This window comes from Nocardia terrae, assembly GCF_009760405.1.
Taxonomy (GTDB): Bacteria; Actinomycetota; Actinomycetes; order Mycobacteriales; family Mycobacteriaceae; genus Nocardia; species Nocardia terrae.
Map to the genome: position 1 here is coordinate 49,530 of NZ_WRPP01000017.1, position 23,286 is coordinate 72,815.

At 67.3% G+C, this 23,286-nt stretch carries 24 protein-coding genes; 18 read left to right on the top strand and 6 right to left on the bottom strand.

Annotated features, from left to right (window positions below):
• Positions 1-26 precede the first annotated feature (26 nt).
• From GPX89_RS43205 to GPX89_RS43215, 3 genes are read left to right on the top strand one after another with little or no spacing between them, the layout of a single operon-like run.
• Entirely contained in the window at positions 27-1,187 is a 1,161-nt protein-coding gene (locus tag GPX89_RS43205) for a periplasmic binding family protein (protein ID WP_157393591.1), read from the top strand.
• Positions 1,184-2,176 carry an isopenicillin N synthase family dioxygenase gene (locus tag GPX89_RS43210; protein ID WP_157393592.1) on the top strand — a complete coding sequence of 331 codons (993 nt, stop codon included), beginning with the start codon at positions 1,184-1,186 and terminating at the stop codon, positions 2,174-2,176. Before GPX89_RS43205 ends, GPX89_RS43210 begins: the two co-directional genes overlap by 4 nt.
• 28 nt (positions 2,177-2,204) lie before the next feature.
• Positions 2,205-2,849: a GntR family transcriptional regulator gene (locus GPX89_RS43215; protein ID WP_157393593.1), complete on the top strand. Its 645-nt coding sequence runs from the start codon at positions 2,205-2,207 to the stop codon at positions 2,847-2,849.
• Here GPX89_RS43215 and GPX89_RS43220 read toward each other — a convergent pair whose 3' ends face one another.
• Positions 2,850-3,371 carry an Lrp/AsnC family transcriptional regulator gene (locus GPX89_RS43220; RefSeq protein WP_157393624.1) on the bottom strand — a complete coding sequence of 174 codons (522 nt, stop codon included), beginning with the start codon at positions 3,369-3,371 and terminating at the stop codon, positions 2,850-2,852.
• Positions 3,372-3,531: 160 nt separating this feature from the next.
• On the opposite strand from GPX89_RS43220, the gene hppD reads away from it, so the two are divergent.
• The 8 genes from hppD to GPX89_RS43260 all read left to right on the top strand — a co-directional run bounded on the left by hppD (position 3,532) and on the right by GPX89_RS43260 (position 11,998).
• Positions 3,532-4,755 carry a 4-hydroxyphenylpyruvate dioxygenase gene (gene hppD / locus GPX89_RS43225; RefSeq protein WP_157393594.1) on the top strand — a complete coding sequence of 408 codons (1,224 nt, stop codon included), beginning with the start codon at positions 3,532-3,534 and terminating at the stop codon, positions 4,753-4,755.
• 69 nt (positions 4,756-4,824) lie between these two features.
• Positions 4,825-5,355: a DUF3558 domain-containing protein gene (locus GPX89_RS43230; RefSeq protein ID WP_157393595.1), complete on the top strand. Its 531-nt coding sequence runs from the start codon at positions 4,825-4,827 to the stop codon at positions 5,353-5,355.
• An 8-nt stretch (positions 5,356-5,363) separates the two neighbouring features.
• Positions 5,364-5,924: a DUF3558 domain-containing protein gene (locus GPX89_RS43235; protein ID WP_328602993.1), complete on the top strand. Its 561-nt coding sequence runs from the start codon at positions 5,364-5,366 to the stop codon at positions 5,922-5,924.
• A gap of 299 nt (positions 5,925-6,223) precedes the next feature.
• Complete coding sequence (gene rpsL / locus GPX89_RS43240) at positions 6,224-6,598, top strand: 30S ribosomal protein S12 (RefSeq protein ID WP_014353064.1); 375 nt, start codon at positions 6,224-6,226, stop codon at positions 6,596-6,598.
• Positions 6,598-7,068 carry a 30S ribosomal protein S7 gene (gene rpsG, locus GPX89_RS43245; protein ID WP_030517120.1) on the top strand — a complete coding sequence of 157 codons (471 nt, stop codon included), beginning with the start codon at positions 6,598-6,600 and terminating at the stop codon, positions 7,066-7,068. Before rpsL ends, rpsG begins: the two co-directional genes overlap by 1 nt.
• 180 nt (positions 7,069-7,248) lie before the next feature.
• Positions 7,249-9,354 (top strand): elongation factor G, encoded by a 2,106-nt coding sequence (gene fusA / locus GPX89_RS43250; protein WP_328602994.1) that lies wholly within the window; start codon positions 7,249-7,251, stop codon positions 9,352-9,354.
• Positions 9,355-9,468: 114 nt separating this feature from the next.
• The gene (gene tuf / locus GPX89_RS43255) at positions 9,469-10,659 is read left to right on the top strand and encodes an elongation factor Tu (RefSeq protein WP_328602995.1); all 1,191 of its coding nucleotides are present in this window, start codon (positions 9,469-9,471) and stop codon (positions 10,657-10,659) included.
• Positions 10,660-10,783: 124 nt separating this feature from the next.
• Positions 10,784-11,998: a DUF7373 family lipoprotein gene (locus tag GPX89_RS43260; RefSeq protein WP_157393597.1), complete on the top strand. Its 1,215-nt coding sequence runs from the start codon at positions 10,784-10,786 to the stop codon at positions 11,996-11,998.
• 13 nt (positions 11,999-12,011) lie between these two features.
• Here GPX89_RS43260 and GPX89_RS43265 read toward each other — a convergent pair whose 3' ends face one another.
• The 3 genes from GPX89_RS43265 to GPX89_RS43275 all read right to left on the bottom strand — a co-directional run bounded on the left by GPX89_RS43265 (position 12,012) and on the right by GPX89_RS43275 (position 14,347).
• On the bottom strand, positions 12,012-12,257 hold the full coding sequence (locus tag GPX89_RS43265; RefSeq protein WP_157393598.1) for a hypothetical protein: 246 nt from the start codon (positions 12,255-12,257) through the stop codon (positions 12,012-12,014).
• 35 nt (positions 12,258-12,292) lie between these two features.
• Complete coding sequence (locus GPX89_RS43270) at positions 12,293-13,087, bottom strand: glutamate racemase (RefSeq protein WP_328602996.1); 795 nt, start codon at positions 13,085-13,087, stop codon at positions 12,293-12,295.
• 63 nt (positions 13,088-13,150) lie between these two features.
• On the bottom strand, positions 13,151-14,347 hold the full coding sequence (locus GPX89_RS43275) for an NAD(P)/FAD-dependent oxidoreductase (protein ID WP_157393599.1): 1,197 nt from the start codon (positions 14,345-14,347) through the stop codon (positions 13,151-13,153).
• Between the two features lie 157 nt (positions 14,348-14,504).
• Between GPX89_RS43275 and GPX89_RS43280 the strand changes: the two genes are divergently transcribed.
• The 6 genes from GPX89_RS43280 to GPX89_RS44150 all read left to right on the top strand — a co-directional run bounded on the left by GPX89_RS43280 (position 14,505) and on the right by GPX89_RS44150 (position 19,731).
• A complete protein-coding gene (locus tag GPX89_RS43280) occupies positions 14,505-14,855 on the top strand; it encodes an SPW repeat protein (protein ID WP_157393600.1) in 351 nt (116 codons plus the stop codon).
• A 144-nt stretch (positions 14,856-14,999) separates the two neighbouring features.
• Positions 15,000-15,614, top strand: a complete 615-nt coding sequence (locus tag GPX89_RS43285) for a TetR/AcrR family transcriptional regulator (protein ID WP_328602997.1) — start codon at positions 15,000-15,002, stop codon at positions 15,612-15,614.
• A 195-nt stretch (positions 15,615-15,809) separates the two neighbouring features.
• Positions 15,810-16,952 (top strand): lipase family protein, encoded by a 1,143-nt coding sequence (locus GPX89_RS43290; protein WP_235949417.1) that lies wholly within the window; start codon positions 15,810-15,812, stop codon positions 16,950-16,952.
• A 114-nt stretch (positions 16,953-17,066) separates the two neighbouring features.
• Positions 17,067-18,059 (top strand): hypothetical protein, encoded by a 993-nt coding sequence (locus GPX89_RS43295; RefSeq protein WP_157393602.1) that lies wholly within the window; start codon positions 17,067-17,069, stop codon positions 18,057-18,059.
• Between the two features lie 13 nt (positions 18,060-18,072).
• Positions 18,073-18,831, top strand: a complete 759-nt coding sequence (locus GPX89_RS43300) for a DNA alkylation repair protein (protein ID WP_157393603.1) — start codon at positions 18,073-18,075, stop codon at positions 18,829-18,831.
• Between the two features lie 318 nt (positions 18,832-19,149).
• On the top strand, positions 19,150-19,731 hold the full coding sequence (locus GPX89_RS44150) for a transglycosylase SLT domain-containing protein (protein WP_198347860.1): 582 nt from the start codon (positions 19,150-19,152) through the stop codon (positions 19,729-19,731).
• Positions 19,732-19,791: 60 nt separating this feature from the next.
• Here the strand turns inward: GPX89_RS44150 and GPX89_RS43310 are convergent, their stop codons facing one another.
• Complete coding sequence (locus tag GPX89_RS43310; RefSeq protein WP_157393604.1) at positions 19,792-20,847, bottom strand: ferredoxin--NADP reductase; 1,056 nt, start codon at positions 20,845-20,847, stop codon at positions 19,792-19,794.
• Positions 20,848-20,888: 41 nt separating this feature from the next.
• Positions 20,889-21,509: a mycofactocin system transcriptional regulator MftR2 gene (gene mftR2 / locus GPX89_RS43315; protein WP_157393605.1), complete on the bottom strand. Its 621-nt coding sequence runs from the start codon at positions 21,507-21,509 to the stop codon at positions 20,889-20,891.
• A gap of 311 nt (positions 21,510-21,820) precedes the next feature.
• Between mftR2 and mftF the strand changes: the two genes are divergently transcribed.
• Positions 21,821-23,218 (top strand): mycofactocin biosynthesis glycosyltransferase MftF, encoded by a 1,398-nt coding sequence (gene mftF, locus GPX89_RS43320; protein WP_157393606.1) that lies wholly within the window; start codon positions 21,821-21,823, stop codon positions 23,216-23,218.
• The last annotated feature ends 68 nt before the right edge of the window (positions 23,219-23,286 follow it).

Here is a 23,286-nt window from a genome sequence, read left to right on the forward strand (position 1 = left end):
CCCCCGGCACTATTCGTGGAGAAGCCATGTCCAAAACCTTCCGGCGGATCGGCGTCGCAGCCCTCGCCGCCCTGACCGTCGCCGCCGCGGCGGCCTGTTCCGACAAGCCCGCCGACACACCGGCCGTGGCCCTGCCCGCCGCCCCGCCCGAACAACAGCTCGCCGGGGTCTGCCCCGCCACCGTCACGGTCCAGCTGCAATGGGAACCCGAGACCGACTCCGGCCCGATCTTCGGCCTGCTCGGCCCCGGCTACCGCGTCGACGCCGACAACAGCAAGGTCACCGGGCCGCTCGTGGTCGACGGCAAGGACACCGGCGTGAAACTGGAGATTCGCGCGGGCGGACCGGCCATCGGTTTCCAGACGGTGCCCTCGCAGATGTACGTGGACTCCTCGATCACCCTGGGCCTCACCCACTCCGAGCAGGCCATCGCCGCGGCGGGCAAACAGCCGGTGGTCGCCGTCACCACGCTGCTCCGCTACAGCCCGCAGATGCTCATGTGGGATCCCAAGACGCATCCGGACTGGAAGGGCATCGCCGACATCGGGAAATCCGGTGCGCCCGTGGTGGTCTCGCAGGGGCAGCTGTATCCCGACTGGCTGGTGGACCGGGGGTTGTTGAACGCCAAGCAGATCGACGCCTCCTACGACAATTCGCCGTCCCGCTTCGTCGCCGATCCGTCGTTCGCGCAACAGGGCTTCGCCAACTCCGAGCCCTACGTCTACGAACACGAGGTGCGTGCCTGGAACAAGCCGGTCGCCTACCAGCTGCTGCGCGACGTCGGCTACGAGGGCTACGCCCGCACGGTCACCGTGCGGGCCGACAAGCTCGACGAGCTGCGGCCCTGCCTGCAACGGCTGGTGCCGATGATCCAAAGGGCCACCGCGCAATTCAAGGCCGACCCCCAGCATGTGAACGACGTCGTGGTGGACGTCGTCGCCAAGAGCCCCAAATTTACGCCCTACAGCGCCGAACTCGCCGCCTTCGGCTCCCGCGTGCTCATCGACAACGGCCTCGTCGGACCCGAAAGCGACGGTGTCATCGGCAGTTTCGACACCGCCCGCGTGCAGCGCGTCATCGACGCCTTCAGCCCCATCCTGCGCCGCGGCGGCGCGGCCGTACCCGCCGGGCTCGCCGCCCGCGACCTGGTCACCACCGAATTCATCGACCCGAAGGTAACCGCATGAGCACCGATTACGACCTGTCCGAAGTGGCCCGCGAACAGCGCATGGGCGGCCTCGGCTCGGAGACCGACAGCCGCGACATCCGCGTCATCGATCTCACCGGCTTCGACGAGCGCCGCACCGAGATCACCGACCAACTCTGGACCGCCGCCACCGAGATCGGCTTCTTCCAGCTCTCCGGCCACGGCATCCCGCAGGAACTGATCGACGACGTCTTCGCTCGCACCGCAGGCTTCTTCGCGCTGCCCGAACCGGTGAAGGGGCAGTACCCGCTGGTCAAGGCGAACAACGCGGGCTGGGAGAGCCTGAGCCAAGTGCGTCCCTCCATCGGCGTCCCCGACCAGAAGGAGTCCTACCAGGTCACCCGACCGCACATGGCGGGACTGTGGCCCACCGACGCCGAACTACCCGGATTCGCCGCCGCCATCCTCGATTTCGAACACCGCTGCTGGACCGTGGCCATGCGGGTGCTGTCCTGCTTCGCCGACCGCCTCGGCTTCCCCCGCGACCACTTCACCGCCGCACACGACCCGGCGTCGCCCGAATACCAGTCCACCCTGCGGCTTTTGCACTATTTCGCCGTCCCGGCGGAACTGCGCGACGTCCCCGGCCGCTGGCGGGCGGGCGCGCACACCGATTTCGACTGCCTCACCCTGCTGTTCCAGCGCGACGGCCAGGGCGGGCTGCAGGTCTGTCCCGGCAAGGAGATGGAAGACCAGCGGTGGACCTCCATCACCCCGTCGTCGTCCCTGATCACCTGCAATATCGGCGACATGCTCACCCGGTGGAGCGACGACGAGCTGCCGTCCAACTTCCATCGCGTGCGCGGTCCCGGCCCCGACGAGTACCAGGGCGACCGCTACAGCATCGCCTACTTCGCCCAGGCCGACCGCGACGCGATCATTCGGGGCCCGCGCGGGGTCTATCCGCCGGTCACCGCCGCGGACTTCCTCACCCAGCGCGTGCAGGCCAACTACCGCCCGCAGCGGTAAGTTTCGAAGCGACACGAAGGGAATCTCGATGACCGAACCGGACGGCGAGCTGCTCGGCCCGACCGTGCACCGCCAGCTGCGGCAGCTCGTCCTGTCCGGGGAACTCGAGCCGGGCACGCCGCTGAGCGTGCTCGCCCTCTCCGCGCGCCTGGGCGTGAGCCGCAGCCCCGTGCGCGAGGCCGTGCAGCAGCTCATCTACGAGGGCCTGGCCGTCACCGTCGCGCACGCGGGTGCGCGGGTGGCCGTCGTCGACGACGAGCGCATCCGCGAGGTGCTCGCCGTGCGCGCGGTCCTCGACGGCCTCGCCGCCGGGGGCGCTGCCACCCGCCTCACCGAATCCGATCTCGGCAAACTCACCGCCATCCTGGCCACCCAGGAAGAACACCTGCGCGACAACACCGACCCGGCCCGCGACACCGAACTCGACCTGGAATTCCACACCTTCATTCGCGACCGCGCCGGAAACGCCACCCTCGCAGCCGAACTCGCCCGCCTGGAAGCCCAGGCCCACCTCTACCGCGGCGACCTGTGGACCCACCCGCGCAACCGCACCACCGCGCTGCGCGAACACCGGCGCATCCTCGAGGCCCTCGAATCCGGGCACCCCGGCGACGCCCGCGCGGCCGCCGAAGCCCACGTGTGCGGGCTGCTCACCCGCATGGACCGCCGCTGATCAGGAATGCGCGGCCCGGTACGCCGGGGCCTTGCTCGATCCTGACGGAGTCAGCGTGCGCAGCAGCGGCAGCGTGCGATGCGGGACCACGGTGGACAGCACCACGACACTGTGCGAGCGCACCACCGAACTGGTCTTGTCGATGCTGAGCAGGACCGACTGCAACCCGGCATGCGAGTCCGCCCCGATGCGGCACAGCACATCGCCCGAACCGGTGGTCGCATACGCCTCCAGCACGCCCGGAATCGCGTCGAGGTCGGCGGCCACCGCGTCCAGCGCACCCTGGGCGATCTCCAGCGTCACGAACGCCTGCACGTCGAAACCCGCTGCGGTGACATCGATCTGCGGATCGTAGGAGGAGATCACCCCCGCCTCCTCCATGCGCGCGATGCGGGACTGCACGGTGGCGCGGGCGACCCGGGTGCGGCGCGAGAGTTCGAGGATGCCCGCCTTCTGGTATTCGTGCATGGCGGTCAGGATGGCCAGGTCCAGCTCATCCAGCCGGGCGGGCGTGCGGGACATCGGGGAGCCTCCGCTCATGAGTCGAGCGGAACCCCGCTCGTGCGTGCGCTGCTATTCAAATTGTCCAGCACCGGCGGGCAGATGGTGGTGCAATTCACCAGAGTGTCCAGTGGAATTCGGCGATATTGCCTAGTCGGAACCCCTGGGTTTTTCTGGGCACATGAGCATCGACGCAGGACACCAGCGCACCGACGGTCACCAACCCGCCCGCACCGGCGACCTGCCCGGCGACGACGAATTACGCCGCCTCGTCGGCCTGGTGGACCACGATGCCGCCGCCGACCCGTTCCCCGTGCTGGGCTGGGACGCGGTGGTGTGGGCGGTCGGCAACGCCACCCAGACCGCCCACTATCTGCAGTCCGCCTTCGGCATGCGGTTGGAGGCCTACGCGGGCCCCGAGACCGGCAATCGTGACCACAAGGCGTTCGTGCTGCGCAGCGGAGGCGCTCGATTCGTCGTCAAGGGTGCGGTGGATCCGGCCAGTCCGCTTGTCGCACACCACGATCGGCACGGCGACGGGGTGGTGGACATCGCGCTCGAGGTCCCCGACGTGGACCGCTGCATCGCGCGCGCCCGCGCCCAGGGCGCGGTCGTACTGGAAGAACCCCGCGACGAGACCGACGAATACGGCACCGTCCGCACCGCCGCCATCGCCACCTACGGCGAGACCCGCCACACCCTCGTCGACCGCTCCCGCTACTACGGCCCGTACCTGCCGGGCTATCAGCCGCGCACCTCCGCCTACGCCCCGCGCGCCGGGCAACCCAAGCGCATCTTCCAGGCGATCGACCACGTGGTCGGCAATGTGGAACTCGGGCGCATGGACGAATGGGTCGAGTTCTACCGGCGCGTCATGGGATTCGAGAACATGGCCGAATTCGTCGGCGACGACATCGCCACCGAATACTCGGCCCTCATGAGCAAGGTCGTGGCCAACGGCAACCACCGCGTCAAGTTCCCGCTCAACGAACCCGCCCCCAGCCGCAAGCGCTCCCAGATCGACGAATACCTCGAGTTCTATCAGGGCCCCGGCGTCCAGCACATCGCGCTGGCCACCAACGACATCCTCACCGCCGTCGACGTGCTGCGCCGTGAGGGCATCGAATTCCTCGACACCCCCGACAGCTATTACGAGGACCCCGAACTGCGCGAGCGCATCGGCCACGTCCGCGTCCCGGTCGCCGAACTCCAGCGCCGCGGCATCCTGGTCGACCGCGACGAGGACGGCTATCTCCTCCAGATCTTCTGCAAACCCATCACCGACCGACCGACCGTCTTCTTCGAACTCATCGAACGCCACGGCTCCCTCGGTTTCGGCAAGGGCAATTTCAAGGCGCTGTTCCAGGCAATAGAGCGTGAACAAGAGGCGCGCGGAAACCTCTGAACAGCAAAGCAACACGACCGCAAACCCTGACGCCGAGCCGGATCGCGCAAAACCAGTAGAGTTCAGCCCATGCGAATGGCGTCGGCGATCGTGGCGGGGTTGAGCCTCGCGATGCTGCTGTCCGCGTGTGGGGGGAAGAAGGATTCCAACGACGATCCAGCGTTCCGGCCACCCGCCAAGGTGGCCACGCTGGGACCGTTCGTCGGCGAGTGCGGCCACCTCACCGATGACGAGGTCAAAGACCTCGGCGGGCTCGGCTCCCTCACCACGGTTTTCAAGAACTCGGTCGGCTGCAACTGGCAGGCCGGTGGAATCAGTTCCTCCAGCGTCACTTTCGCCTCCTACCGCGGCAGCCCCATCGACCGTGAGAAGGCGTGGGTGGCCAGCGTCGGCCGTGCCCCGGACACCATCGAGGTGGGCGGGAAGAAGGGCTTCCAGGCCCTCGACCCGAGCAATGCCGTCTGCGACCTCGCGGTCCAGCTCGACGACGACTTCTTCGAATGGTCCATCTCCTACGGCGTGTTCAGCAGCGGCAACCTCGGCAACCCCTGCGACCGCACCCGCAAGATGGCCGAACTGACCGTGCAGCGGCTGGGATGAGGCAGACCGTGAACAAGAGGACCGCACTCGCCGTCGCGACGATCGCCCTGACCGCCACGCTCGCCGGTTGCGGCAAGACCGTCCCGGGCACCGCGCTCCCCGCCGGCGGGACCCCGGGCACCACCGGCGGCACCTCCAAGATCAACACCAACTTCGACAAGCTGCTGCGCGAGTGCACCGTGGTCGCGCAGGACGACATCGGCAAGTCGGTCGGCGACAACATGTACGTCGAGCCGTCCTTCAACGGCGCGGTCTGCATGTGGAATCTCACCGGCGGCAGCGCGGGCAGCGGCATGGTCACGCTCAATTGGTACGAGCTCGGTTCGCTCGCCAACGAGAAGCAGAACAACGACCGCCTGAAATATGTGAGCAACGACATAACCGTGCAGGGTCGGCGATCGCTGGAAACCCACCGCCCGAACGACTCCGACTCGTGCGGCGTGAGCGCTCCCGCGGCGGACACCGGCATCGTCGGCTGGTGGGTCAACTACCGCAACGGATCTCAGCACGCGGACCCCTGCGATGCCGCGCGCAAGCTGGTCGAGTTGACCCTGAATCTCGCTCGATAAGACCGCGGATCTTGCTCGATAAGCCCTCTACCAGCCCCGCTCGAGGGACCCCTTTTTGCCCCCTTCAAAGCCTGCGGGTATCGTGGACCGCTGTGCCCGGAAGCATTCGGGCAAGTTGATGCGCAGTACGTAGGCCAGCGAGAGCGGCTGACCGTTTCAGCGTGCCTTGAATTAGGCTCTGAGCTGCGCTCGACACGCCCGACCTCGTGGAGACGAAATGCCACGGGAACAGGGCGGAAAGCTCGAATGACAAAGACATGAAGTTCCAGACACCTGGTTACTAAAAGGAAAGCCGGTCTATGCCAACCATCAACCAGCTGGTCCGCAAGGGTCGCCGCGACAAGGTCGCCAAGACCAAGACTGCGGCCCTCAAGGGGAGCCCGCAGCGTCGTGGCGTGTGCACCCGCGTGTACACCACGACCCCGAAGAAGCCGAACTCCGCGCTGCGTAAGGTCGCGCGTGTTCGCCTGACCAGCGCGGTCGAGGTCACGGCTTACATCCCCGGTGAGGGCCACAACCTGCAGGAGCACTCGATGGTGCTCGTCCGCGGCGGTCGTGTGAAGGACCTCCCGGGTGTGCGCTACAAGATCATCCGCGGCTCGCTCGACACCCAGGGTGTCAAGAACCGCAAGCAGGCCCGCAGCCGCTACGGCGCCAAGAAGGAGAAGAGCTAATGCCGCGTAAGGGTCCCGCTCCCAAGCGTCCCCTGATCAACGACCCGGTCTACGGCTCCCCGCTGGTGACGCAGCTGGTCAACAAGATCCTGCTGGACGGCAAGAAGTCCACCGCCGAGCGCATCGTCTACGGTGCCCTCGAGCAGGCCCGCGAGAAGACCGGCACCGATCCGGTCGTCACCCTCAAGCGCGCGCTGGACAACGTCAAGCCCGCCCTCGAGGTCAAGCCCCGCCGTGTCGGTGGTGCCACCTACCAGGTGCCGGTCGAGGTCCGTCCGGGCCGCGCCAACACTCTGGCGCTGCGCTGGCTGGTCAACTACTCCCGCGCCCGTCGCGAGAAGACCATGATCGAGCGTCTGGCCAACGAGCTGCTGGATGCCAGCAACGGTCTGGGCGCTTCGGTGAAGCGTCGTGAGGACACCCACAAGATGGCCGAGTCGAACCGGGCCTTCGCGCACTACCGCTGGTGACCTGTGGCCCGGCCCTCCGTTCGGAGCTGCCGGGAGACGAGTCACATGTCGGGCGCGACAGCCGCCGAGCTGCTGCAAGCGAGGCACTTTCGCGTCGCGCCCGACGTTGACACCGATGGCCCAGGAAACCCCGGGCCCATCCCGTTGAATCCCAACTAGCTACGAGCGGGGAAGATTTCCGTGGCACAGGAAGTGCTCACCGACCTGAACAAGGTCCGCAACATCGGCATCATGGCCCACATCGATGCGGGCAAGACGACCACCACCGAACGCATCCTGTTCTACACCGGTATCACGTACAAGATCGGTGAAGTTCACGATGGCGCCGCCACCATGGACTGGATGGCGCAGGAGCAGGAACGCGGCATCACCATCACGTCCGCCGCGACGACCTGTTACTGGAACGACAACCAGATCAACATCATCGACACCCCCGGCCACGTCGACTTCACCGTCGAGGTGGAGCGTTCGCTGCGCGTGCTCGATGGCGCCGTCGCCGTGTTCGACGGCAAGGAAGGCGTCGAGCCGCAGTCCGAGCAGGTGTGGCGTCAGGCCGACAAGTACGACGTCCCGCGCATCTGCTTCGTCAACAAGATGGACAAGCTGGGCGCCGACTTCTACTTCACCGTTCAGACCATCAAGGACCGTCTGGGCGCGAAGCCGCTGGTCATCCAGCTGCCGATCGGCGCCGAGGACACCTTCGAGGGCATCGTCGACCTGGTCGAGAACAATGCCAAGGTCTGGCGGGGCGAGACCAAGCTCGGTGAGCAGTACGAGGTCACCGAGATCCCGGCCGATCTGAAGGAGCGCGCCGAGCAGTACCGCCAGGAGCTGCTCGAGACCGTCGCCGAGTCCGATGAGGCGCTGCTGGAGAAGTTCTTCGGCGGCGAGGAGCTCACGGTCGAGGAGATCAAGGGCGCCATCCGCAAGATGACCGTCAACTCCGAGCTCTACCCGGTGCTGTGCGGTTCGGCGTTCAAGAACAAGGGCGTTCAGCCCATGCTCGACGCCGTCGTCGACTACCTGCCGTCGCCGCTGAACGTGGAGTCGGTGCAGGGCCACGTGCCCGGCAAGGAAGACGAGATCCTCACCCGCAAGCCGTCTTCGGACGAGCCCTTCGCGGCGCTGGCGTTCAAGATCGCGACCCACCCGTTCTTCGGCAAGCTGACCTACGTCCGTGTGTACTCCGGCAAGGTCGACTCCGGCGCCCAGGTCATCAACGCGACCAAGGGCAAGAAGGAGCGTCTGGGCAAGCTGTTCCAGATGCACTCCAACAAGGAGAACCCGGTTCCCGAGGCCGTGGCCGGCCACATCTACGCGGTCATCGGTCTGAAGGACACCACCACGGGTGACACCCTGTGCGATCCGCAGAACCAGATCGTGCTGGAGTCCATGACCTTCCCGGATCCGGTCATCGAGGTGGCCATCGAGCCGAAGACCAAGGCCGACCAGGAGAAGCTGGGCACCGCGATCCAGAAGTTCGCGGAAGAGGACCCCACCTTCAACGTGAAGCTGGACCAGGAGACCGGCCAGACCGTCATCGGCGGTATGGGCGAGCTCCAGCTCGACATCTACGTCGACCGCATGAAGCGCGAGTTCAAGGTCGAGGCCAACATCGGTAAGCCGCAGGTGGCCTACCGTGAGACCCTCACCAAGACGGTGGACAAGTACGAGTACACCCACAAGAAGCAGACCGGTGGTTCGGGCCAGTTCGCCCGTGTCATCATCGCTCTCGCGCCGCTGGTCGACGCCGAGGACGGCGCTACTTACGAGTTCGAGAACAAGGTCACCGGTGGCCGCGTTCCGCGTGAGTACATCCCCTCGGTCGACGCGGGTATCCAGGACGCCATGCAGTACGGCGTGCTCGCCGGCTTCCCGCTGGTGAACGTGAAGGCTTCGCTGCTCGACGGCGCCTACCACGAGGTCGACTCCTCGGAAATGGCGTTCAAGATCGCCGGCGCGATGGCCCTCAAGGAAGCGGCCCGCAAGGCCGGTCCGGTGATCCTCGAGCCGCTGATGGCGGTCGAGGTCACCACGCCCGAGGACTACATGGGCGAAGTGATCGGCGACCTGAACTCCCGCCGTGGCCAGATCCAGGCCATGGAGGAACGCAGTGGTGCCCGTGTCGTCAAGGCGCTGGTTCCGCTCTCGGAGATGTTCGGCTACATCGGTGACCTGCGGTCGAAGACCCAGGGCCGGGCGAACTTCTCCATGGTGTTCAATTCGTACGCGGAGGTTCCGGCCAACGTGTCGAAGGAGATCATCGCCAAGGCGACCGGCGAGTAATTCGCTGTCGGGGCGGATTTGCGAGAATTCGCCCCGAGTGGTCGTCGATCGACCCAAGTAATACAAACCGCACTGCTGCAAAAAGCACGCACTAACTAGTCCAGGAGGACCACAGTGGCGAAGGCGAAGTTCGAGCGGACGAAGCCCCACGTCAACATCGGCACCATTGGTCACGTCGACCACGGCAAGACCACGCTGACTGCCGCGATCACCAAGGTGCTGGCTGACACCTACCCGGACGTGAACGCCGCGTTCGCGTTCGACCAGATCGACAAGGCGCCGGAGGAGAAGGCTCGTGGTATCACGATCAACATCTCCCACGTCGAGTACCAGACCGAGAAGCGCCACTACGCGCACGTCGACGCCCCCGGTCACGCGGACTACATCAAGAACATGATCACCGGTGCCGCCCAGATGGACGGCGCGATCCTGGTCGTGGCCGCCACCGACGGCCCGATGCCGCAGACCCGTGAGCACGTGCTGCTCGCCCGCCAGGTCGGCGTGCCCTACATCCTTGTCGCGCTGAACAAGTCCGACATGGTCGACGACGAGGAAATCCTCGAGCTCGTCGAGATGGAGGTCCGCGAGCTGCTGGCTTCGCAGGAGTTCGACGAGGATGCCCCCGTCGTGCGCGTCTCCGGCCTGAAGGCGCTCGAGGGCGACCCGAAGTGGACCGCTTCGGTGCTCGAGCTGATGAACGCCGTCGACGAGTCGATCCCGGACCCGGTCCGTGAGACCGACAAGCCGTTCCTGATGCCGATCGAGGACGTCTTCACGATCACCGGTCGTGGCACCGTCGTCACCGGTCGCATCGAGCGCGGTGTGATCAACGTGAACGAGGAAGTCGAGATCGTCGGCATCCGCGAGAAGTCGCAGAAGACCACCATCACCGGTGTCGAGATGTTCCGCAAGCTGCTGGACCAGGGCCAGGCGGGCGACAACGTCGGTCTGCTGGTTCGTGGTCTGAAGCGTGACGACGTCGAGCGTGGTCAGGTCGTCGTGAAGCCGGGCACCACCACCCCGCACACCGAGTTCGAGGGCCAGGCGTACATCCTGTCGAAGGACGAGGGCGGCCGCCACACCCCGTTCTTCAACAACTACCGCCCGCAGTTCTACTTCCGTACCACCGACGTGACCGGCGTCGTGACCCTCCCCGAGGGCACCGAGATGGTCATGCCGGGCGACAACACCGAGATGAGCGTCAAGCTGATCCAGCCGGTCGCCATGGACGAGGGCCTGCGTTTCGCGATCCGTGAGGGTGGCCGCACCGTCGGTGCCGGTCGCGTCACCAAGATCATCAAGTGATTCGCTGAACCGCTTGGTGATTCCTTGAATCGCTGACAGACGGCGTCGCTCCGAAAGGAGCGGCGCCGTTTGCGTTTCCGGGAGTAGTCTCGTCTGACCGGACTCGTCGGACGAGGGGGCGAATATGGCCGGTCGATTTCGAATCTCCTGGGCAGCAGCGATTTTCGTGGCCGCCGGGATGATCGCCGGTTGCGCCGGCGTGCAGGGCGCACCGAAACCGGCCCAGATCGACACCGGGACACTGGATGTCGGCACCTACCCGCTGAACCGCGTGACCTACACCCGCCCCGCGGGGACGAATGGTGGTCTGGTGGAAGGCATACGGATGTCGGGGGCCATAGCGTCGGGTCAGGAGATCGATCCACTGCTCGCGTACGGCCGCCGCGGCGATGCCCTGGTCAACAGCTCGGACGCGGTCCGCCTCGCCGGGATGGCCGAGGTGACAGGGCCCGTGCTGGACCGCGATCGCATGCTTGCGGGCTGGGTGGCGACCGGGTCCGACCGGCCGCCGCCGCAGGCCGGAGTCATCGACACGGCTACCTCGATCACCACGGCCGCCTTGCGGTTTCCCGATGCCGCCACCGCCACACGGGCCGCCACCGAGCTCGAGGCCGCCGACTTCGATGCGGCCCCGGACCTGAACCATCGCCTGGAGCTCCCGGATTACGGTGCGGCGCACGTTCATTGGCGTCCGGGCGTGCCCACGGTCGGGGCCTTTCTGGCGCACGGCGATTTCGTGCTGTGGGTGTTCATCCAGCGACCGCAGGCCGATCAGAGCGATCTACTGGGTTGGCTGCACAAGGTTTTCGACGTGCAGACCGTGGCTCTCGACGCGTTCCACGCCACCCCGGAGAAGGATCTGCCGAATCTGCGGGTGGATTCGGAGGACATGCTGGCTCGCGTGATGACCCGCTATCGCGACGACCGCGCCCCCGACAGCGTGTCGTTCGCCGTCTACAGCGTCAGGTATCTGCTCGAGAACGCCAATCCCGGCGACAAGACCGAATGGTGGCACGCCTACCGGGACACCGGGGCCGACCTGGTGGCCTTCCTCGATCAGGACAGCCTGACCCGGGCGCGTGACGCGAAATCGGCTCGCGCCCTGCGGGATGCGTTCGTCTCGTTCCGGCAGGGCGACTACATCGACGCCGATCCGCCCGCCCACGTGCCCGACGTGCGCTGTCTGACCCCGAAGCCGGGCGTCCCCGCCGACAGCGTCTACGTCTACAAGTGCTATCTCGCCTACGGCCGCTATCTGGCGGTCATCAACGATGCGGACAAGACCAACGCCCTGCAACGCACCGCCGCGCAGTACGCCTTGCTGGCCAACGGTTTCTGAGAGTCCGCCCGCGTCAATCCGGTTCCCGGTCGGTGTCCTCGAAGACGGGTTCGCCGTTCTCGTCCACCCAGTCGGTGACGGCGGTGCCGGAGACCATGCCGTCGGAACCGGGCAGGACGGTCAGGGGCCGGTCGTCGCGGTAGGTCTCGGCCATGCGATGCGCGCGCTCACGGTGTTCCGGCTCGATCTCCGGTTCGGGGATCGTCTCTCCGTCGTCCGGGTGCGCCGGTTCCCCGTGCGTTCGTTCTCCCGTGCTCATGAGCTAGCCCTGCCCAGCTTCGCCGGGAGTAAACGTCAGCGGCGTGGCGCGGCGGCGATCTCGCCGACGGCGGCGGTCGCGCCGAGAATTCGACCGGACTCGAAAGCGGCTGCGGCGGTGGGGAGTTGGGCGGGGCGGCCGGACGAGAGGACGCGGACGGCCCCGGAACCGGCGGTCGGGCGGCCGAGAGCGTCCATGCGGCGCAGGGTCTGGCCCGCGACCGCTTCGGCGCTGTCGAAGACTCGCACGCCGGTCGGGAGGGCGGTGAGGATGTCGTCGAGGACCAAGGGGTAATGAGTGCAGCCCAGCACGATGCCCTCGGTGTCGGCGGGGGTGCGGGCGGCGGCGTCGGCGATGGCCTCGGCGATGACCGGAAGATCGCCGCGGTCGATGGCGTCGGCCAGGCCGTGGCAGGCGATGCCGGTGATATCGGCGTCGCCGCCGAAGCGGGCGATGAGGTCGGCCTGGTAGGCGCTGGCGGTGGTGGCCGCCGTGGCCCAGACCGCAACCTTCTGGCAAGCGGCGGCCGCGGGTTTGATGGCGGGGACGGTGCCGATCACGGGCACTCCGGGGCCGACCATGGCGCGGACGTGCTCGAGCGCGGTGACACTGGCGGTGTTACAGGGCAGCACAATGACTTCCGCGCCTTCGCCGAGGGCGAGGCGGGCGGTATCCAGTACCCGGTCGACGACCCATTGCTCCGGCTTCGGTCCCCACGGTGCGCCGTCGGGATCATTGAGCAGCAGCAGGTCGAGATCGGGCCGCAGCTTCCGCAACCAGGCGGCAGTGGGCAGCAGCCCAAATCCGGAGTCGATGAGCGCGACGATCACACCTTGCACGGTAGTGAAAGGCCCCGCCACATAGCGAACCGCGGGTCGGAAATCCGCCCGTGACTACCCGACGGCGGCCTGTGGTCGCAGGTTGGCGGCGAGTTCGGCGCGGGCCTTCATCACCTTGCCGACCATGCTCGCGCCGACGACGGCGACCAGTTCGCCCGCGCGCAGGTAGTGGGCGAGGAACTTGCGGCCCTTGTCCTCGACGATGCGGATCTCGTCGGCCAGCGCGGGGATGCCGAGCACCTGGATCTTCATGTCGTACTGGTCGCTCCAGACGTACGGCACCTGGACCTCGGCGGTCGTCTCGGTGCCGAGCAGGGCGGCGGCCAGGGTCTGGGCCTGCTCGCCCGCATTGGTCCAGTGCTCGACGCGCTTGTGGCGGCCGCTGGCGTGCGGCCAGGCGGCCACGTCGCCGACGGCCCAGACGCCGGGGATCGAGGTGCGCCCGGTGGCGTCGGTCAGGACCCCGCCGCCTTCGCTCGGGGTGGCGAGCGGGATGCCGGAGCCTTCGAGCCAGGAGGTGACGGGCACCGAGCCGATGCCGATGACCACCAGGTCGGCGTCGAGGACGGTGCCGTCGGCGAGCCGCACGCCGCTGACCGAGTCGCCCTCGGCGACAAGCGATTCCACCCCGGCGCCGCACCGCACCGCGACGCCCTCGGCCTCGTGCAGCCGGGTCACCAGCGCGCCGACCTGCTCGCCGAGCGCGGCGAACAGGGGAGTGGGCTGGGGTTCGACGAGGGTCACGTCGAGATCGCGGGAGAGGAAGCTCGCCGCGAGTTCGCAGCCGATGAAGCCCGCGCCCACGATGACGGCCTTGCGCGCGCTGCCCAGGTGCTCGCGCAGGGCCGCGGCGTCGGCATGCGAGCGCAGCACGTGGACGCCGGAGACCTCGGGCAGTCCCGGAATGCGCCGCGGCCGCAGCCCGGTCGCGATCACCAACGCGTCGTAGTGCGCGTCGGTGCCGTCGGAGAGGTGCACGCGGCGGGCGGCGGTATCGACACCGGTGGCCGCGACGCCGAGCCGCAGCCGGATGCGCTGTTCGGAGTAGAACTCGGCGGGCCGCAGGGCGGTGTCGTCGGTTTCGGCGCGCATGTACTGCTTCGACAGCGGCGGCCGGTCGTAGGGCGCCCGGTTCTCATCGCCGAGCAGGGTGATCTGGCCGGTGTAACCCGCACGTCGCAGCTCTTCGGCGGTGCGGAGCCCCGCCAGCCCCGCGCCAACAATTAGAACGTGTTCTACCGACTGCGACATGCGCCAACCATATCGGTTCCCGAGGTCGCGCGGATCTGTGTCGCCGGTCACACCCGAACTGCGGCCTAAGCGTATCCATGCATTGATTGATCGGGCGGTCAATCAGGAATACAACGAAAGCAGAACATATTCCCTCGCCTTTCAAAGGAGGCATTCCATGTTCACCGTGAGTCGCGCGGAGCAGGCCGTGACGGTCGTGCTCGGCGCAGTCGCCGCGCTGTCCCCGATCTGGGTGGCGCACAGCAGCCGCGCACTGTGGACCCTCGTGGTGCTCGGCGTGCTGATCGCACTCGCGGGCCTGTCCCAGCTCACCGACCGGGCCAGCGGCTGGACCGGCCGCGCGCTCGGGGTGCTGGGCGTCCTGATGTTCATCTCCCCCTGGGTGATGAACTTCCACTCCTACAGCAACGCCTCCTGGGTTGCGTGGATCGTGGGTGCGTTGACGGTGGTGGTCGCTTTGGCCGAGATGCCCGAGGTTGCGGGTCGTTTCGGCGCGGCGGCGCACTGACCGACACCGGGCACGCCGGCCTCGGGCCCCCGTGACTGCGGGAGAGCCAGCGAGGTCGGCGTGTCTGCGCGTTATGCTTGTCGTCTACGTCCGCCCGATCGGTGGCGGAAGCCTCCGCTTCGAAGCGTGAGGAGGAAGCGAGCAGTGCCAACACCACGGCGTCGTCGGAGCAAGAAGGTCGACGGGGATGCTCGCCAGCTCATTCTGGATGCCGCCGAAAGGCTGTTCGCGGCCAATGGATTCGACGCGACGCCCACGGCGTCGATCGCCGAGGCGGCCGGGGTGCCCAAGGGGCTGATCTTCTATTACTTCCCGACCAAGGGCGCGATTCTCTCGGCGCTCATGGACGAGCGGGTGCCGCCGCAGCCGCTGGACGACATCGAGTCCGTGGTGGTGCCGGGTGATCCGGCCAAGAGCCTGGTGAACATGGATGCCGCGCTGAATCTGCGCGAGAACAACTCCTCGGTGTTGCGGGTCATCATGTGGCGCGAGGCCGATACCCATCCGGATGTGCGGAAACAGTTGCGCCGCATGCGTGATCAGTTACTGGAGGCGACGGCGCGGGTACTGGCGGCGAGCGCGCCCGGTCCGGTGCAGCCGGGGACGCTGCGGGCGTGCGCGGCGGCGTGGGTGTCGGCCATGCTGGCCATCGCGAGCTCGGATCGGTTGCACGCCTTGGACGGGGTCCCGTTGCCGACGGCCGACGAGATCATGAACGTGGCCCAGGTGGTCGCGGCGGGCATGAGCCACATGGGCTGAGCCCCGGTGTGATGTCACGCCGCCCAGCAGGTTTGCTGGCGTGTCGCTATTTCTTCTTCACGGCTCCCGAACGACACTCGTTGTGGGGCAAGCATGCGATTCTCACAGCGAAGTTCGTGGAGGAACCTGGTGAAGGCCAAATGGTTGCTGCGTGTATACGGAATCTTGGCGGCAGGTCTGGCGCTGGCGGGCACGATGCCTGCGGCGCAGGCGGATCCGGTCTATCCGATGCCCGATCCCGATCCGTTCTACGCGCAACCGGCCGACATCGCCGACCACGCGCCCGGCGACGTGCTCGCGACGCGGCCCATGCCGCCGCTGCTCATTTTTCCGGATACCGCTGTCACGCTGGTGAAATTCCGTTCCACGAGCTCGGAGGGCGGCCCGATCGCGGCGGTCACCACGGTGCTCACGCCGCGTGAGCATCAACCCGGCGGACCGTTGCTCTCCTACCAGCACATCATCAATGGGCTCGGCGCCGATTGCGCGGTGTCGCGCGTGCTCTACACCAGCGACCCGAATCTGTATGTGAAGGAAGCGGTCGCGTTGAACGCCGCGCTGCGTCGCGGCTGGTCGGTGGCGCTGCCCGATCATCTGGGCCCGAATTTCGCTTACGGCGCGGCCAAATTGGGCGGGCAGATCACCTTGGACGGTATTCGCGCGGCGCAGCGGCTGCCCGAATTGGGTTTGGGCAACAGCCCGGTGGCCATGGCCGGATATTCCGGCGGTGGGATGGCGACCGCGTGGGCGGCGGCCCTCGCGCCGCGCTACGCCCCGGAGTTGAAACTCGCGGGCGCCGCCACCGGTGGCGTGCCGATGAATCTGATGAAGATGGTGAACGCGCTGGGCCTGCAACCGCATCCGGCGTTCGGACTGGCCATGGCGGCGGCGATCGGCCTGGAGCGCGAGTATCCGGATCGGCTGCCCATCAGTTCGCAGCTGAACGCGGCGGGCCTGGCCGCGCGCAATGCCATGGCCAATGGCTGCACCAATGAGATCATGGCGATCGGCGCGGGGCACAGCGCGCGTGAATTCGCCGCCAGCACTTCGCTGATCGATGATCCGACGGTGCGGTCGGTGCTGGACGAGAACAGCCTGGAACTGTACGACGGGGTGCCGAACATCCCGGTGTTCGAATGGCATTCGCCCAGCGATCCGCTGATCCCGGTGGACGCCATCGTGAATACCGATCGCCGCTATTGCGCGGCCGGGGTGCGCCTGGACATGGATATGAATCCGTCGCCGGAGCATTTGTCGGCGGCCGTGCTGGGCTTGCCGGATGCCTTCGCCTGGATCGACGCCCGGCTGCGCGGAGAACCGGCCCCCTCCAACTGCTGACCCGCGTCAATCCCCCAATACCGTTGGTGTGGGCCGGATTCGCGATATGCGGATTCGTGCCGTCATCGCGGCCCGACTCGCACCCGATCCCGCCGCCCAGTAAGAATGTCGGCCATGGATGCCGATTTCACTGCCGGTCCGGGAGATTCGCGCCCCGGGCGCCAGCCGGGTTACCGCCTCACCCACCCGGACCCCTCGTCACCGGGGACTTCGCCGAACCCGGTGCTGACCGGCATCGACACCGGCGGCCACAACGGGCTGGGCCGCAACGGCCACGAGCAGGCCGCGCAGTGGTCCTCCGCGCCCGTAACCCTGCGCGCCACACCGGAACCCGACCCGCTGCCCCGGCGCCTGGCCCCGGACCTGCCGCAGCGCACCTCGGACCCCGAGGCGGTGGCCGCCCGGCTCGCCGCCGACAGCGAGCCGTTCGCCGCGAACGATTCCCTGTACGCCCGAACCAGGCCCAATGGTGGCGGGTTCACCCAGCCCGAGTCCGACCCCCGGCCGTTCGCCACCGCTCCCGCCGTGGAGGTCGAGACGCCCGTGCGTCCCGCGGTCAACGGCTCGCCGTTCGGCGCGCGCATCGAGGCCGACGAGGAGATGTTCGGGGCGAGCCCCGCGGTCGAGATCCAGGCCCCGGTGGGCCGCCGCTACGCGCCGGACCCCGAGCCGCCCGCCCAGCCGGAGGCTCCGGCCCGGCTGGAGCGCATGGAGGCCGTCGCCGTGTCGCTGCGCGAGAGCATCGAGGAGGAGGCGCCGGCGGCCCCGGTGCGTCCGGCGCCCGCCCCGTCCCGTCGCCGCGCCGCTCCGGAACCCGAAGTCGCAGTCCAGGACCCGGCCCCGAGCGCATCCAAGGCCACGGAATTCCGGACCAGCGACGCCACCATCGACCTGCACCACATCATGCGCCTGCTGGTCGCCAGCCACGAGCTGGAGCAGGCCGCGACGGCCGCCGAATCCGGCGAGGCCGATATCGCGAAGCTGGCCCAGGCCGCCCATCGAACCCGTTCGGCAGCCGTGGAATTGGTGGCCGCCTGGTACGGAGGGGCGGACCACATGCGAAATTTTGGCGAGGTGCTGTTACAGGCCGCGGCTGAAACAGCTTGATACCTTTTGCGGAATGACCGGAACCGGCGCGACGACGAAGGGCTTGACGGCTGCCGCGGTGCGGGCGGAATTGGCGGTGTTCGCCGATCCGGCCGATGCGGTGCATCTGCAGCGCTTTTTCAAGACGGGCCCGGGGGAGTACGGGGAAGGGGATGTATTCATCGGCGTCCGGGTTCCGCAGACCCGGAAGGCCGTGAAACCTTTCGCGGGGCTGCCGCTTTCGGAGATCGATCTGTTGCTCGACAGTCCGGTGCACGAGCACCGGCTGGCCGGGTTGGTGATTCTCAATGGGGAGATGGCGAGGGCGTCGCGCAAACGCGGGGGAGATGAAGCGCGGCAGCGGGAAATCGCCGAGTTCTATCTGGCCGCCGTAAGGCGCGGGCGGGTCAACAACTGGGATCTGGTCGACGCGTCGGCCGAGTTCATTCTGGGTCCGTGGTTGTCCGAACGCCCGCGGGATCTGCTCTACGAATTCGCGGCCTCGGATTCGCTGTGGGAGCGGCGGGTGGCACTGCTCACCACTTTCGCCTTCATCAAGCAGGGCGATACCTCGACCACCGTCGACTTGTGCGAGCGGCTGCTCGCCGATCGTCGCGATCTGATTCAGAAGGCGGTCGGCTGGATGCTGCGGGAGATGGGCAAACGTGTCGATCCCGCGATTCTGACGGGATTTCTGGACGCGCACGCGGCGGATATGGGCCGGACCGCGCTGAGTTACGCGACCGAGCATCTGACCCCTGAGCAGCGGGTTCATTACCGCGCACTGCGCTGAGCGGGGCGCTGCCGGGTTGCTGTGAGATACAGCTCGAGCGGTAAACACTGACTGTTCACCCTGTGTTCAGTTTACGTTAACCTAGCGCAATCATTCTGTGATCAGTCGGCGACGGCCGATACCTGCTCGAAACGAGCAAGTACCCCTCGCGCGGAGACCGCCGTTATCGGTGAGAGCGCGAACGAACGGTGATAGCTGGGAGATTCCCGAATCCCGTTCTTCCACAAGGCTGATCAGCAGCCCCCACACAACCCATGCAGTGCGTCGGTGGGTCCCCTCGGGGATGCCCGCCGTGGTCAGCGCTGCGCCCGTTTCGCTATGCATTTGAAAAAACTGATCTCCCAGCCCAAGGCCGCCGTCGTTGTCGCATTGGCCGCCACCGCCGTGGTCACCGCCTCCGGTACCGCCTCCGCCGACGTCGTCAACGGCGTCCCGCCGGAGTTCCAGGCCACCGCCCAGCAGGTCCAGCAGCAGGCCGTCCAGATCGACAACGGTCTGCCCGCCCCGCAGCAGGACCAGGTCCGCGACTGGGTGCAGACCCTGCCCGCCCCCTTCAACCAGCTGCTGCCCCCGGTCTTCGCCAACGACCTCGACGGCTGGATCAAGAACGCCCTGTACGTGATGAACCAGCACGGCATCCCGGGCAGCTACGACGGCATCTTCCGCAATATCCAGCGCGAGTCCGGCGGCAACCCCCAGGCCATCAACCTCTACGACTCGAACGCCGCGGCCGGGATCCCGTCCAAGGGCCTGCTCCAGGTGATCGACCCGACCTTCCAGGCGTACCACGTCGACGGCACGTCCTGGGACATCTACGATCCGGTCGCGAACATCGCGGCGGCCTGCAACTACGCGTCGCACCGCTACGGCTCGATCGACAACGTCTTCTCGGCCTACTAGCCGAAGGGCCACAAAGAAATTCGGCCGCCGCGTGATTCACGCGGCGGCCGAATTCTCAGCTCAGAACTGGATCTTCAGCCGATCCGTGACCGGCCGCGCCTGGCAGCCGAGGATGTAGCCGTTGGCGATGTCCTCGGGGTCGAGGATTTCGGCGTTCTCCATTTCGACCTCGCCCTCGAGCACCGTGCAGGCGCACGACCCGCATTCGCCCTCGAGGCAGGAGTAGGGCACGTCGATGCCCTTGGAGAGCATGATGTCGACCAGGGTCTGGCTGCGCGGCCAGGTCAATTCGTGGGTCTCGCCGTCCAATTCGACCTCGACGCTGGCGGCGTCGGCGGCTTCCTCGTCGGTGATCTCGGTCGGGGCGACCTCGGCGAACGGGTCGCCCGAGAGCGAGTTGAAGACCTCGGCGTGGGTCCGGTTGCGCGGCATGCCGATCTGGCCGAGGGCGTCGTGGACGCGGTCCATGAACGGCTTGGGGCCGCACATGAAAGCCTCGTAGCCGGTGTAGGGCGCGACCAGGGTGGCCAAGGCGTCGGCGGTCGGCAGGCCCTGCAGGTGCTCGAGCCAGTGGATGACGACCAGCCGCTGCGGGTGCTTGTCGGCGAGCTCGCGCAGTTCGCCCGCGAAGATGACCGAGTCGTGGTCGCGGTTGGCGTAGACCACCACGATGCGCCCGTTGCCGCGCGAGAGCGCCGACTTGAGGATGGACATCACCGGGGTGACGCCGCTGCCCGCGGCGAACAGCAGCAGGTCCGCGTCGAGGTTCTTGGGCGTGAAAACGCCCGAGGGCGGCAGCACTTCGAGGCTGTCGCCGGCTTTCACGTTGTCGCACACCCAGTTCGACGCGTAGCCGTCGACGGTGCGCTTGACGGTCACCTTGGGCTTGTCGTCGGTGTGGGGTGAGCTGGCCAGCGAGTAGCAGCGGGCGACGGACCCGGTGAGCTCGCTGGGGATGCGCAGGGTCAGGAACTGGCCCGGCTGATAGGTGAAGCGCTCACGCAGGTCCTCGGGCACGTCGAATACCAGCGAGCAGGAGTCGGCCGTCTCGTTGATGACCGCGGAGACCCGCAGCACGGCCGATCGCGAGCTGTGCGGTACGTCGACGGTGGTCATAGTGTCCTCTCGAACCGAAACTAGAACGTGTTCTAGTTTGACTATACGGTGCTGTCGCGCTGCCGGACAAGCTGAGCCTCGAGGCCCGCGATCAGCACGTCCATCGAGAAGTCGTAGGAGTACTTGCCGCGCAGATCCGCCAGGTGTTTGATGGCCCGTTCCACCGCCTCGGGAAGGGCGCGATCCACCAGTGCGCTGCGATCGCGCGGGTTCACCTTGGAACGGCCGAACAGGTAGGTGTGGATGGTGGCGTAGGCCGAGAGCACATTGCGCTCGTCGAATCCGGCGTCGAAGAGGATTTCCATCACCGCCGCGATGAGATCCAGCTGTTTGCCAAGCATCTGCTCGATGAGCACATCGCCGAGGCCGGGATGCTTGCGCAATTTCTCGTCGATCTGGTCGATCAGATCGCGCAGCCGCATTTGCCACGTACCGAATTCGGGTGGGGGCTTGCGCACTCCGGTCAGGGCGGCGGTGGCGACCAGATCGAGTAGCTCGCGCTTGTCGGCGACGTAGTAATACGGGGCCATCGGTGAAACTCCGAGTTCGCGGGAGAGCCGTCGCATGGACAGCTTCTCCACACCGTCCTGCCGTACCACCCGCAGGGCGGCCTCGACGATCTCGGATTCCGAGAGGGTGTTACCGCCCCCGCCTGTCTGCATGCGCCCGACTCCCATACCGCCTCGACCACTATGAGGACGCGATACCGTCCCCGACCAGTTCAACCACCAATTTTTCCTCACGCAGTGTAGAGGGCGAGCCGGATGACCGGTCGTGCTGTGTTTAATTTGCCCTCCGCTCCGCTCCGGGCGGTTCGCGGCGCTGAAGGTCTCGATTCTTCCCTCCCTCCGCTCCCCCGCTTCGCTCCTCCGCTCCGCTCAGTCCAGAATCGAGACGCGCCGCGAACTTTTGGGTTCAGGTCTCGGGCGTGGCAATCATCATTGCTAGTCGTGTGCTGACTTAGCATTCGGGAATGCGCCATGATCGCCTTCCCGATGGTTTCGGGGTGCGAATCGATCCCAAGGTGCGCACTTATTCCGGTGGACGGCTCCTGGTCGGCGGCACGCCGACGAGGTTGCTGCGGCTCGCGCCGGAAGCTGCGGCCTTGATCGGTGACGGCTACCTCGAGGTGACCGACCCCACGTCGGCTCGGGTTGCCAGACGTCTTCTGGATTCCGGCGTGGCCAATCCGCGCCCGCGGCTGCTGCCGTCGCTGGAGGACGTCACCGTGATCGTGCCGGTGCACAACAACGCGCCCGAGCTGTCGCGGTTGCTGTCGGCGCTGCGCGGTCACACGGTGATCGTGGTGGACGACGGGTCGGATCAGCCGGTGCGGATTCCGGATTCGCGCGGCCGCTGCCGGATCACGGTGTTGCGCCGCGATCGCCGCCACGGTGCGGCCGCCGCGCGCAATTTCGGATTGCGGGCGGCGGCAACCGAATTCGTGGCCTTCCTGGACCCCGATGTGGTGCCGCGCACCGGCTGGCTGGAGGTCATGCTGGGGCATTTCAGCGATCCGAAGGTGGCGCTGGTGGCCCCGCGCATCCTGGCCATGGATCCGGATTCGACCCTGCTGGCCCGCTACGAGCACACCCGCGGCTCGGTGCATCGCGGCCGCCGCGAGTCGGCGGTGCACGCGCACGGCCCGGTGCCCTACGTCCCGAGTTCCGCGGTGCTGGTGCGCCGGCTGGCCCTGCTGGCCGAGGGCGGCTTCGACGAGTCCATGCCGGCGGGCGGCGATGTCGACCTGTGCTGGCGGCTGGATCGCGCCGGCTGGCGGTTGCGCTACGAGCCGGCCGCCCGGGTGGCGCACAGCAATCCGGTGTCGCTGCGAAAGTGGTTCGCTCACAAGGTCACCCACGGCACCGGCGTGGCCCCGCTGGCCCAGCGACATCCGGGCCTGGCCGCCCCGCTCTCGATGCCGATCTGGACCGCGGTGTCGGCGCTGTTGCTGGGCACGCTCTCCAAGTGGGGAGTGTTCGGCGGTCTGCTGACCATGGGCGCGACCCTGATTCGATTACGCCGGGTCTTCGCCGGGCTCGACAATCCGACCCGGGTGGCCGCCATATATATGACGCGCGGATTCACCGGCGGCGTCTGGCGGCTGGCCTCGGCCATGTGCCGGCACTATTGGCCGATCACCCTGCTGGGCATGTTGTGCTCGCGGCGGGTCCGCCACATCGCGATCACGCTGGCCATGGCCGAGGGGCTGGCCGACTGGTTCACCCATCGGGAGCCGGGCAGCCTGGACCCGATCCGCTATGTGGCCTGCCGCCGGCTCGACGACGTGGCTTATGGAGCGGGCCTGTGGTGGGGCGCGGCCCGCGAGCGCAGCGCCGCGGCGCTGAAACCGACGCTGCCGCCGAACTAGTGGCCTGATCGGCAGCTTCCCCCCGTCATTCCGGCACGCTTTTGGCCGAAATCCACCCTGTCCGCAAT

Bases quoted from the DNA above. Each gene is read 5' to 3' on its own strand.
- GPX89_RS43205 (WP_157393591.1), top strand. From the start codon at position 27: ATGTCCAAAACCTTCCGGCGGATCGGCGTCGCAGCCCTCGCCGCCCTG.
- GPX89_RS43210 (WP_157393592.1), top strand. From the start codon at position 1,184: ATGAGCACCGATTACGACCTGTCCGAAGTGGCCCGCGAACAGCGCATG.
- GPX89_RS43215 (WP_157393593.1), top strand. From the start codon at position 2,205: ATGACCGAACCGGACGGCGAGCTGCTCGGCCCGACCGTGCACCGCCAG.
- GPX89_RS43220 (WP_157393624.1), bottom strand. From the start codon at position 3,371: ATGTCCCGCACGCCCGCCCGGCTGGATGAGCTGGACCTGGCCATCCTG.
- hppD (WP_157393594.1), top strand. From the start codon at position 3,532: ATGAGCATCGACGCAGGACACCAGCGCACCGACGGTCACCAACCCGCC.
- GPX89_RS43230 (WP_157393595.1), top strand. From the start codon at position 4,825: ATGCGAATGGCGTCGGCGATCGTGGCGGGGTTGAGCCTCGCGATGCTG.
- rpsL (WP_014353064.1), top strand. From the start codon at position 6,224: ATGCCAACCATCAACCAGCTGGTCCGCAAGGGTCGCCGCGACAAGGTC.
- rpsG (WP_030517120.1), top strand. From the start codon at position 6,598: ATGCCGCGTAAGGGTCCCGCTCCCAAGCGTCCCCTGATCAACGACCCG.
- GPX89_RS43260 (WP_157393597.1), top strand. From the start codon at position 10,784: ATGGCCGGTCGATTTCGAATCTCCTGGGCAGCAGCGATTTTCGTGGCC.
- GPX89_RS43265 (WP_157393598.1), bottom strand. From the start codon at position 12,257: ATGAGCACGGGAGAACGAACGCACGGGGAACCGGCGCACCCGGACGAC.
- GPX89_RS43275 (WP_157393599.1), bottom strand. From the start codon at position 14,347: ATGTCGCAGTCGGTAGAACACGTTCTAATTGTTGGCGCGGGGCTGGCG.
- GPX89_RS43280 (WP_157393600.1), top strand. From the start codon at position 14,505: ATGTTCACCGTGAGTCGCGCGGAGCAGGCCGTGACGGTCGTGCTCGGC.
- GPX89_RS43290 (WP_235949417.1), top strand. From the start codon at position 15,810: ATGCCTGCGGCGCAGGCGGATCCGGTCTATCCGATGCCCGATCCCGAT.
- GPX89_RS43295 (WP_157393602.1), top strand. From the start codon at position 17,067: ATGGATGCCGATTTCACTGCCGGTCCGGGAGATTCGCGCCCCGGGCGC.
- GPX89_RS43300 (WP_157393603.1), top strand. From the start codon at position 18,073: ATGACCGGAACCGGCGCGACGACGAAGGGCTTGACGGCTGCCGCGGTG.
- GPX89_RS44150 (WP_198347860.1), top strand. From the start codon at position 19,150: ATGCATTTGAAAAAACTGATCTCCCAGCCCAAGGCCGCCGTCGTTGTC.
- GPX89_RS43310 (WP_157393604.1), bottom strand. From the start codon at position 20,847: ATGACCACCGTCGACGTACCGCACAGCTCGCGATCGGCCGTGCTGCGG.
- mftR2 (WP_157393605.1), bottom strand. From the start codon at position 21,509: ATGCAGACAGGCGGGGGCGGTAACACCCTCTCGGAATCCGAGATCGTC.
- mftF (WP_157393606.1), top strand. From the start codon at position 21,821: ATGCGCCATGATCGCCTTCCCGATGGTTTCGGGGTGCGAATCGATCCC.